This is a genomic window from Bradyrhizobium sp. 2TAF24 (genome assembly GCF_052115025.1).
Classification (GTDB): Bacteria; Pseudomonadota; Alphaproteobacteria; order Rhizobiales; family Xanthobacteraceae; genus Bradyrhizobium_A.
The window spans coordinates 204,821-214,162 of the sequence record NZ_JBFRFW010000017.1 but is presented as its reverse complement, the minus strand read 5'-3'; the positions used below and the strand labels follow the sequence as shown (position 1 = coordinate 214,162).

Here is a 9,342-nt window from a genome sequence, read left to right as displayed (position 1 = left end):
TGAACGTGTTCGTGATCAAGAGCGTGATCAAGGACGTCAACATGTCGACGATCTTCGTCGGCGTGCTGCCCTTCGTGATCACCGACCTGATCCGCCTCGTCATCCTTATTCTCTTCCCGCTGCTCGCCACCTGGCTGCCGCAGCAAATGCTGGGATAACCGTGATGCCGTCCGCCCTTGTCACCAAGTATGTGTTCAGCCTGCGTATCACTGTTGCGACGCCGATCGAGGCCGGTGACATCGGGGTGGGCAGCCGCCGGGTGATCCCGATCACCGGCGGTGAGTTGGTCGGGGAGGGGTTGCACGGCCGCATCCGTGAAGGTGGGGCCGACTATCAGATCATCCGTCCCGATGGCTTCACCGAACTCGAAGCCAAGTACGCCATCGAGATGGACGACGGCGCAGTCATCTATGTCGAGAACATCGGCATCCGCTTCGGCCCGCCCGAAGCGCTGGAGCGGATCCGCCGCGGCGAGCCGGTCGATCCGGCGCTGATCTATTTCCGTTCGGTACCGCGGTTCGAGACCGGCGCGCCGACCTATCGCTGGCTGATGCGCTCGCTGTTTGTCGGCGTCGGTGCGCGCCATCCCGACCGGGTCGAGATCGACGTCCATCAGGTGCAGTAGGCTCTCCGGGAGCGTCGCCATCGGGCGCATCGGTCGTCCCGGTTGACTTATGCCGATATAGTTATAGAATATAACTATTCTAACGGATACGAATAGCATGGGAAACGCCACTTCCGGGCCCTCGGGCTCGCCGTCCTCCGACGCCTCGCCGCTCGTCATTGCGCGCAGCGGAACCATTCTCACTGTGGGCTTGAACCGGCCGGCCAAGCGCAATGCGCTCAATGACGGCACGGTACTGGCGCTCGAAGCGTGCTTCGGCGATATCGCGGATGATGTGCGCGCGGTGGTGATTCATGGCATCGGCGAGCACTTTTCCTCCGGCCTCGATCTCTCCGAGCTGACCGAGCGCGACGTCACCGAGGGACTGATCCATTCGCGGATGTGGCACCGCGTATTCGACAAGATCCAGTTCGCACGGGTGCCGGTGATCGCCGCGCTCAAGGGCGCGGTGATCGGCGGCGGGCTCGAGCTCGCCTGCGCAGCGCATATCCGCGTTGCCGAGCCCAGCGCCTACTACGCGCTGCCGGAAGGTCAGCGCGGCATCTTCGTCGGCGGCGGCGGATCGGTCCGGCTGCCGCGGCTGATCGGCGTGGCGCGGATGGCGGACATGATGCTCACTGGCCGCGTCTACAGCGCGGCGGAGGGGGTGACGCTCGGCTTTTCGCAGTATCTTACCGAGGCTGGCGAGGCCTACGACAAGGCCGTCGAGCTCGCCGGCAAGGTCGCGAGCAATGCGCCGCTGACCAATTTCGCGGTGTTGCAGGCGCTGCCGATGATTGCCGAGGCCAATCCCCAGGTCGGCCTGCTGATGGAATCGCTGATGGCGACCGTCGCGCAGGGCGACAAGGAGGCCAAGGCGCGCATCCGCGCCTTCCTCGATCGCAAGACGGCCAAGGTCAAGCCCACCTGACGACAGGATCCTCCACACCATGTCTGCGGCGGCTCTCGATAACTCCTCTTCCATCGGCGCTCCGTTGCGCCCGATCTCGTTCGGCCGGACGTCGGTGACCATCGACCGTCGCGACGACGGTACGATCTACCTGCGCCCGACAGCGGCCCTCGCCGACTATCCGCGCCGGCTCACCGACAAGCTGCATTATTGGGCGACGATGGCGCCGCACCGTGTGTTCATGGCCGAACGCACGCTGGGCGGTGGCTGGCGCGAGGTCACTTATGCGCAGCTGCTCGATGCGAGCCGTGCCATCGCGTCCGCACTGCTGGCGCGCGGCCTGTCGGTGGAGCGGCCGCTTGTCATCCTGTCGGGGAATTCGGTCGACCACGCATTGATGGCGTTCGGTGCATACTACGCCGGCGTGCCGGTTTGCCCGGTGTCGCCACCCTATTCGCTGGTGTCGAAGGACTACAGCAAGCTCGCCTATGTCATCGGCCTGCTGACGCCAGGGCTCGTCTTCGCCGACGATGCCACGGTGTTCGCCGACGCGATCGTTGCCAACGTGCCGGCGACAACGGAGATCGTCGCAAGCCGCGGCGATATCCCTGGACGCCCCGTGACGTCGCTGGCCGATCTTCTGACGACGCCGGAGCACCGCAGGCTCGATGAGACGCATGATGCGATCGGGCCCGATACCATCGCCAAATTCCTGCTGACGTCCGGGTCGACCGGCAAGCCCAAGGCTGTCATCAACACCCAGCGCATGATCTGCGCCAACCAGGTGATGCTCAGCGATACGCTGGCCTTCCTGAAGGACGAGCCGCCAGTGATCATCGATTGGCTGCCGTGGAATCACACCTTCGGTGGCAACCACAACATCGGCCTGACGCTGTTCAACGGCGGCTCGATGTATCTCGATGAGGGCAAGCCGACGCCGGCGGGCATCGCCGAGACGGTGCGCAACCTCAGGGAGATCGCGCCGACGGTCTATTTCAACGTCCCGAAGGGTTATGAGTCGCTGCTGCCGTACTTCCGCGAGGACAAGGCGCTGCGGACCAAGTTCTTCAGCCGGCTGCACGCGATGTTTTTCTCCGGCGCAGCGCTGTCGGCGCATGTCTGGAACGCGCTCGACGAGGTGGCGGTGGAGGCGACCGGCTGGCGCGTGCCGATGTTGACCGGGCTCGGCGCCACCGAAACCGCGCCCTTCTTCATGTGCGTGACACCGGAAACCAGCCGCTCCGGCCATGTCGGGCTGCCGGTGCCGGGCAATGAGGCCAAGCTGGTGCCGGACAACGGCAAGCTCGAAGTCCGCGCCCGCGGGCCGAACGTGATGCCCGGGTACTGGCGCGAGCCGGCGATGACGGCGAAGGCGTTCGACGAGGAGGGCTTCTACAAGTTTGGGGATGCCCTGAAGCCGGTCGATCCGCAGGATTTCACCGCTGGCTTCGACTTCGACGGCCGGATCACCGAGGACTTCAAGCTCGGTAGCGGTACCTGGGTCAGCGTCGGGCCGCTGCGGGCGCGCTTTGTCGCGGCCTGTGCGCCGCTCGTCCGCGATGTGGTCATCACCGGCCTCAACCGTGACGAACTGGGTGCGCTGGCGATCCTCGACCTCGATGGCTGCCGTACCATCAATCCCGCGTTGCCACCCCATGATCTTGCTGCTGCGGCAGCCGATCCGCAGGTCCGCGCTGCGTTCCGCGCCCGCCTCGCGGCGCTGGCCGAGAGCGCGACCGGCTCCTCGACCCGGATCGCCCGGGTGGTGCTGCTCGACACGCCGCTGTCGATCGACCACAGCGAGGTCACCGACAAGGGCTCGGTCAACCAGCGCGCCGTGCTCGAGCACCGCGCGGATCTCGTCGAACGGCTCTACGGCGACCCGGCGTCGTGTCATGCCATCGTGCTCGGCGACGACTAGGCGGGTGCAGCGCACACCGCCGTGTCGCTCATGGCGATGCGGCGAAACGGGCTCTCGCGCGGCCCCCGGAATCGTGCTCAAAGCATCGGCAAGTCGGCCGCGCCAGCGACGAAAGTTTGAGACGTGGTGTAACGAAAATCTCGCGCGCGCCGGTCAGCCTGAACTAAACTAAAAGCAACCGATCCAAAGGGAGGACTAGAATGAACAGATTGATGTTCCCGGTCGCGGCAGCCCTGCTGGCGTTGCCGGGCCTCGCCGCGCCCGCTGCGGCGCAGAGCAACGAGATCGTGATCGGCATCACCACCTCGACCACCGGTCCAGCTGCTGCGCTCGGCATCCCGGAGCGCAATGCCGTCGAGTTCGTGCCGACCGAGATCGGCGGCGTCAAGCTCAAGGTCATCGTGCTCGACGACGCCGGTGATCCAACCAACGCGACCACCAATGCGCGGCGCTTCATCACCGAGGCAAAAGCGGACGTGATCATGGGCTCCGCCACCACGCCGCCGTCCATCGCGGTCTCGACCGTTGCGAACGAAGCGAGTGTGCCGCACTTCGGCCTGGCGCCGTTCCCGTTCACGCCGGCCCGTGAGAAGTGGTCGGTCGACATGCCGCAGCCGATCCCGATCATGGGCAAGGTGCTCTACGAGCACATGAAGAAGAACAACATCAAGACCGTCGGCTATATCGGCTACTCGGATTCCTACGGCGACCTCTGGTTCAACGACCTCAAGGCTCAGGGTGCTCCGCTCGGGCTGCAGATCGTGGCGGAAGAGCGCTTCGCGCGTCCCGACACCTCGGTGACCGGGCAGGTGCTGAAGCTGCTGGCCGCCAATCCCGACGCCATCCTGGTCGGCGCCTCCGGCACCGCTGCGGCGCTGCCCCAGACCACGCTGCGCGAGCGTGGCTACAAGGGCCTGATTTACCAGACCCACGGCGCGGCGAGCATGGATTTCATCCGCATCGCCGGCAAGGCGGCCGAAGGCGTGATCATGTCGTCCGGCCCGGTGATGGCGCCGGAAGGCCAGCCCGACAGCGCGCTGACCAAGAAGCCGGGCCTTGCGCTCAATACCGCGTATGAAGCGAAGTATGGCCCCAACAGCCGCAGCCAGTTCGCCGGCCACTCCTACGACGCCTTCGAGATCCTGAAGCGGGTGATCCCGGTGGCGCTCAAGGAAGCCAAGCCGGGCACGCAGGAGTTCCGTGAAGCAATCCGCAAGGCGCTGCTGACGGAGAAGGAAATGGCGGCGAGCCAGGGCGTCTACAACTTCACAGAAAAGGATCGCTACGGCCTCGACGACCGCTCGCGCATCCTGCTGACGGTCAAGGACGGCAAGTACGTGGTCATCAACTGACGATCCGATCACCATGCTGAAAAGCGAACGGGGCCGTTCCTTCGGGAGCGGCCCCGTTTTGCTGTCAGCTCCTCATGGTGAGGAGCGCGGCACGCGCGTCTCGAACCATGAGGCCCGGATTGGTATGGCTCCCGGGCCTCATCCTTCGAGACGCGGCCATGCGGCCGCTCCTCAGGATGAGGGGCTGTGTCGGGTCCGCGGCAGACCTCAGGACGCCGCGGCTTCCTCGTGCTGGAAGCCGAGATAGCTCGCGATCACGCGCTGGTCGGCGGCGATGTCCTTCGCCGCGCCGCTCAGCACGAACTCACCGAGCTCCATGACATAGGCGCGGTCGGCGATTTGCAGCGCAGCCTGGGCATTCTGCTCGACCAGCAGGACGGCGACGCCGGCCTGCTTCAAGTCCGCGATGATTTTGAAGATATCGGCGACGATGCGCGGCGCGAGGCCGAGGCTCGGCTCGTCCAGCATTAGCAGCTTCGGCTGCCCCATCAGCGCGCGGCCCATGGCCAGCATCTGCTGCTCGCCGCCCGACAGGGTGCCGGCGAGCTGGGCGCGCCGCTCCTGCAGCCGCGGAAACAGCGCGTAGACGCGCTCGAACGAGCGCGCCGCGGCAGCGGCGTTGCGGAACGCGCCGAGCTGCAGGTTCTCCTCGACCGACATCGTCGCGAACAGCTCGCGATGCTCGGGCACCAGCGACAGCCCCGCCGACACGCGGTCCTCGATATCCAGCGGGCCGAGGTTCGTGCCCGCGAAGCTCACGGTGCCCTGCAGCGGCAGGACACCCATGATGGCATTGAGCAGCGTGGTCTTGCCGGCGCCGTTGGCGCCGACGATGGTGACAATCTCGCCGGGCCGGACCTCGAGCGAGACCGAGCGCACGGCCTCGACCTTGCCGTAGGAGACATGGGCGTCGGCGACAGTGAGCAGCGCGGTCATGCGACGCCTCCGAGATAGGCCTTGATGACGTCCGGGTTGGTCTTGATCTCGGCGGGCAGGCCTTCGGCGATCTTGGTGCCGAAATCCAGGACCACGATGCGGTCGGCGAGGTTCATGACAAAGCCCATATCGTGCTCGACCAGCAGCACCGACATGCCCTCCGCCCGCAGCTGCCGCAACAGCTCGGCGAGCTGCTGCTTCTCCTTGTGGCGCAGGCCCGCGGCGGGCTCGTCGAGCAGCAGCAGGATCGGATCGACGCACAGCGCGCGCGCGATCTCGACGATGCGCTGCTGTCCCAGCGCAAGGCTGCCGGCGAGCTGGTGCATCTGGTCACCAAGGCCGACGCGCTCGATCTGCCGTGCCGCTTCGGCGAGCAGCTTGGCTTCGTCGGCGCGATCGAACCGCAGCATGCTGGCGACGGCGCCGGAGCGGCCGCGCAGGTGCGCCCCGATCGCGACATTCTCCAGCACCGTCATGTCCGGCACCAGCTTGACGTGCTGGAAGGTGCGGGCGACGCCACGGCGGACGATGTCCTGCGGCCGGGTGTTGATGATCGGGCGGCCGAACAGCGAGATCTTGCCCGCGGTCGCCGACAGCACGCCGGTGATCAGGTTGAAGGTGGTGCTCTTGCCGGCGCCGTTGGGGCCGATCAGCGCCACGATCTCCTTGCCGTGGACCTCGAACGAGACGTTGTTGACCGCGATCACGCCGCCGAACTGCTTGCGGGCGCCCTCAAGGCGCAGCAGCGTCGCGCCGGTGTCTTCCGTCTGCGGACGTTCCGGTAGCGCGCCGGCCGCTTCGGGGCGCTTGCCGGCCCCGTTCTTTGCCGGCCATAGCGCTGCGAGGCGCGGCCACATGCCGCCCGGCGCGATCTGCAGCAGCGTTACCAGCAGCATGCCGAACACGACGGTCTCGAGCTGGCCCTCGCCGAACACGAACGGCAGGTAGCTCTGCAGGATTTCCTTCAGGATCACGACAATGCCGGCGCCGAGCACGGCGCCCCAGACATAGCCGGCGCCGCCGACCACGGCGATGAAGAGATATTCGATGCCGGCCTGGGCGCCGAACGGCGTCGGGTTCACCGCGCGCAGGAAGTGGGCGTAGAGCCAGCCGGACAGGCCAGCCAGCACCGCGGCGTAGATGAACACGAGGAGCTTGGCGCGCGCGGTCTCGACGCCGAAGGCTTCCGCCGCGACATGGCCGCGGCGCAGCGCGCGGATGGCGCGGCCGGTGCGCGAGTCCAAAAGGTTCAGCGTCAGCAGGGCGCTGATCAGGACGCCGGCCCAGATCACGTAATAGATCGAGTCCGCGCTCATCATCTGCAGCGAGCCGATCGACAGCGGCGGGATGCTGGAGATGCCGTCATTGCGGCCGAGGAACTCGAGCTTGCTGAACAGATAGAACAGGCTGAGGCCCCAGGCGATGGTGCCGAGCGGCAGGTAGTGGCCGGACAGCCGCACGGTGATCAGGCCGAGCAGCACGGCGGCGAGGCCGGCGACCAGCAGCGACAGCGGCAGCGTCAGCCATGGCGACAGGCCATATGCGGTCGTCAGCACAGCGGTGGTGTAGGCGCCGAAGCCGCAGAACGCGGCCTGGCCGAACGAGGTGAGGCCGCCGACGCCGGTCAGCAGCACCAGTCCCATCGCCACCAGGGCGGCGAGGCCGATGTTGTCGAGCAGCACGATCCAGAACGGTGGCATGCCGGGCACCAGCGGAATCGCCACCAGCACCAGCGCGAATACGAATATGGGCCATCGCTGGGTCATGGCTCAGTCCTTCTCTTCTTCGACGGCGGGCGCGGACAGCGAGCGCACGAATAGGACCGGTATGATCAGCGTGAAGACGATGACCTCCTTGTAGTCGCTGGCGTAGAACGACGACATCGCCTCGACGATGCCGACCACGATGGCGGCGGCGGCCGTGACGGGGTAACTGCCGAGGCCGCCGATGATGGCCGCGACGAAGCCCTTGAGACCGATCAGGAAGCCGCTGTCGTAGTAGATCGTGGTCATCGGCACGATCAGCGCGCCGGAGACGGCGCCGATCACCGAGGCGAGCAGGAAGGCGGCCTGGCCGGACAGCGTGGTGCGGATGCCGACCAGGCGGGCGCCGAGCCGGTTGACCGCGGTGGCGCGCAGCGCCTTGCCATAGAGGGTGTAGCCGAAGAACAGCCACAGCGCGACGATCAGCGCCAGCGCGATGCCGTAAACTGCGAGATTCTGGCCGGTGATGCGCATCGGTCCAAGTCCGAAGGCAAGCTCGGATATCGCCGGGGCGCGCATGCCCTCGGCGCCGAAGAAGACGAGGCCAAGCCCCTGCATGGCGAGATGCACGCCGACCGATGCGATCAGCAGTACCAGCACCGAGGCGTGGGCGATCGGTTGGTAGGCGACACGGTAGAGGTAGAGGCCGATCGGGGCGACGATCACCAGCGACAGCAGGAAATTGACGATGAGGTTGCCGGAGTGACCGGCAACGAAGGCGGTGAGCCCCAGAATCGCGACCGGCAGCGCAACATTGACCAGCAGCGAGCGGATGATCTTTCGTGCCTGCGGCGCCCGGCGGGCGGCGAACAGGTCGAATGCGAAGGCGACGATGCCCATGACCACTGCGAGCCGTGCCGTACCCGGCATCTTGCCGGCACACAAGGTCGCGTAGGTCAGGGCGCCATAGGTGATGAATTCGCCCTGAGGAATCAGGATGATCCGGGTCACGGCAAACACCAGCACCAGGCCGAGGCCCAGAAGCGCATAGATCGCGCCGTTGGTGATGCCGTCCTGAAGCAGGAACAGCAGGATCGTGGTATTCAAGGTTGCGTTTCCCCCCTGGCGCGGCTCAGGCCCTGCCGGCGCCACAGATCAAGGTTGTGAGCAGTTGTCGTCCGCTCTCGCTATTTGATATAACCCATAACAATTATGAGTTATAATCTCAAGCGGCTTTGGTTCGCGTGTTCGAACGCGATCCGCTGCCGTGGGCACCGGTTCTTGACCGAAGCTCACGCCGCTGCAAGCGACACCTTCGGCTAGTCCGTATCGCGGACGGCCGGCGTACCATGTTTTTTGACAGGCGAGCTTATTCAATAATGGCCGCGACCAGATCTGCTGTCTCCAGGGCGTCCCGAGCACGCTCAAAGGCACCTGCGGCACCGCGGCCGGCGGCGATCGCTGTTGCCGAAAGCGTACCACTGCAGCTCGGCGAGCTTGCCGAGCTGCTCGGCTATGTGTTCAAGCGCGCCCAGTTGCGGATCTTCGAGGACTTCATCCGCTGCGTCGAGCCACTGCAACTGACCCCGGCACAGTTCTCGGTGCTGGTGCTGCTCGAGCACAATCCCGGCCGCAACCAGACCGAGATCGCCACAACGCTCGGCATCCTGCGGCCGAATTTCGTCGCCATGCTGGACGGGCTGGAAAGCCGTGAGCTGTGCATGCGGGTGCGCTCGACCCAGGACCGCCGCTCGCACATCGTCATGCTGACCGACAAGGGGCGCGCCGTGCTGGCGCGCGCCAAGCGGCTGGTCGCGACCAAGCACGAGGCGCGGCTCAACGCGCTGCTTTGCGAAACGGATCGCGTCGCGCTGATGGCGATGCTGGAAAAGCTGTCGAAGTTCTGATTGTGCCCC

Annotated in this window: 8 protein-coding genes and 1 pseudogene; 6 read left to right on the top strand and 3 right to left on the bottom strand. The window is 66.0% G+C overall.

All coding sequences use genetic code 11. The features are described from left to right. The 5 genes and pseudogenes from AB4Z37_RS25170 to AB4Z37_RS25150 form a co-directional block, all read left to right on the top strand. A pseudogene (locus AB4Z37_RS25170) lies at positions 1-158 on the top strand (C4-dicarboxylate ABC transporter permease); the annotation flags it as partial. Between the two features lie 5 nt (positions 159-163). Continuing rightward, positions 164-625: a DUF3237 domain-containing protein gene (locus AB4Z37_RS25165; protein ID WP_441519480.1), complete on the top strand. Its 462-nt coding sequence runs from the start codon at positions 164-166 to the stop codon at positions 623-625. Positions 626-722: 97 nt separating this feature from the next. Beyond that, positions 723-1,535, top strand: a complete 813-nt coding sequence (locus AB4Z37_RS25160) for a crotonase/enoyl-CoA hydratase family protein (RefSeq protein ID WP_441519479.1) — start codon at positions 723-725, stop codon at positions 1,533-1,535. 19 nt (positions 1,536-1,554) lie between these two features. After that, positions 1,555-3,435: a feruloyl-CoA synthase gene (locus AB4Z37_RS25155; protein WP_441519478.1), complete on the top strand. Its 1,881-nt coding sequence runs from the start codon at positions 1,555-1,557 to the stop codon at positions 3,433-3,435. A gap of 200 nt (positions 3,436-3,635) precedes the next feature. After that, a complete protein-coding gene (locus AB4Z37_RS25150; protein ID WP_441519477.1) occupies positions 3,636-4,787 on the top strand; it encodes an ABC transporter substrate-binding protein in 1,152 nt (383 codons plus the stop codon). A gap of 207 nt (positions 4,788-4,994) precedes the next feature. Here AB4Z37_RS25150 and AB4Z37_RS25145 read toward each other — a convergent pair whose 3' ends face one another. The 3 genes from AB4Z37_RS25145 to AB4Z37_RS25135 are packed head-to-tail and all read right to left on the bottom strand — an operon-like array spanning position 4,995 to position 8,533. Further along, a complete protein-coding gene (locus AB4Z37_RS25145; protein WP_441519476.1) occupies positions 4,995-5,723 on the bottom strand; it encodes an ABC transporter ATP-binding protein in 729 nt (242 codons plus the stop codon). Beyond that, positions 5,720-7,489 carry a branched-chain amino acid ABC transporter ATP-binding protein/permease gene (locus tag AB4Z37_RS25140; protein WP_441519475.1) on the bottom strand — a complete coding sequence of 590 codons (1,770 nt, stop codon included), beginning with the start codon at positions 7,487-7,489 and terminating at the stop codon, positions 5,720-5,722. Before AB4Z37_RS25140 ends, AB4Z37_RS25145 begins: the two co-directional genes overlap by 4 nt. A gap of 3 nt (positions 7,490-7,492) precedes the next feature. Next, positions 7,493-8,533 (bottom strand): branched-chain amino acid ABC transporter permease, encoded by a 1,041-nt coding sequence (locus AB4Z37_RS25135; protein ID WP_441519474.1) that lies wholly within the window; start codon positions 8,531-8,533, stop codon positions 7,493-7,495. Positions 8,534-8,805: 272 nt separating this feature from the next. Here AB4Z37_RS25135 and AB4Z37_RS25130 point away from each other — a divergent pair, with 272 nt between their 5' ends. Then, positions 8,806-9,333, top strand: a complete 528-nt coding sequence (locus AB4Z37_RS25130; RefSeq protein WP_441519473.1) for a MarR family winged helix-turn-helix transcriptional regulator — start codon at positions 8,806-8,808, stop codon at positions 9,331-9,333. Positions 9,334-9,342: the final 9 nt, after the last annotated feature.

Excerpts from the sequence above, each read along its gene's own strand:
- AB4Z37_RS25165 (WP_441519480.1), top strand. The coding sequence starts at position 164 with ATGCCGTCCGCCCTTGTCACCAAGTATGTGTTCAGCCTGCGTATCACT.
- AB4Z37_RS25160 (WP_441519479.1), top strand. The coding sequence starts at position 723 with ATGGGAAACGCCACTTCCGGGCCCTCGGGCTCGCCGTCCTCCGACGCC.
- AB4Z37_RS25155 (WP_441519478.1), top strand. The coding sequence starts at position 1,555 with ATGTCTGCGGCGGCTCTCGATAACTCCTCTTCCATCGGCGCTCCGTTG.
- AB4Z37_RS25150 (WP_441519477.1), top strand. The coding sequence starts at position 3,636 with ATGAACAGATTGATGTTCCCGGTCGCGGCAGCCCTGCTGGCGTTGCCG.
- AB4Z37_RS25145 (WP_441519476.1), bottom strand. The coding sequence starts at position 5,723 with ATGACCGCGCTGCTCACTGTCGCCGACGCCCATGTCTCCTACGGCAAG.
- AB4Z37_RS25140 (WP_441519475.1), bottom strand. The coding sequence starts at position 7,489 with ATGACCCAGCGATGGCCCATATTCGTATTCGCGCTGGTGCTGGTGGCG.
- AB4Z37_RS25130 (WP_441519473.1), top strand. The coding sequence starts at position 8,806 with ATGGCCGCGACCAGATCTGCTGTCTCCAGGGCGTCCCGAGCACGCTCA.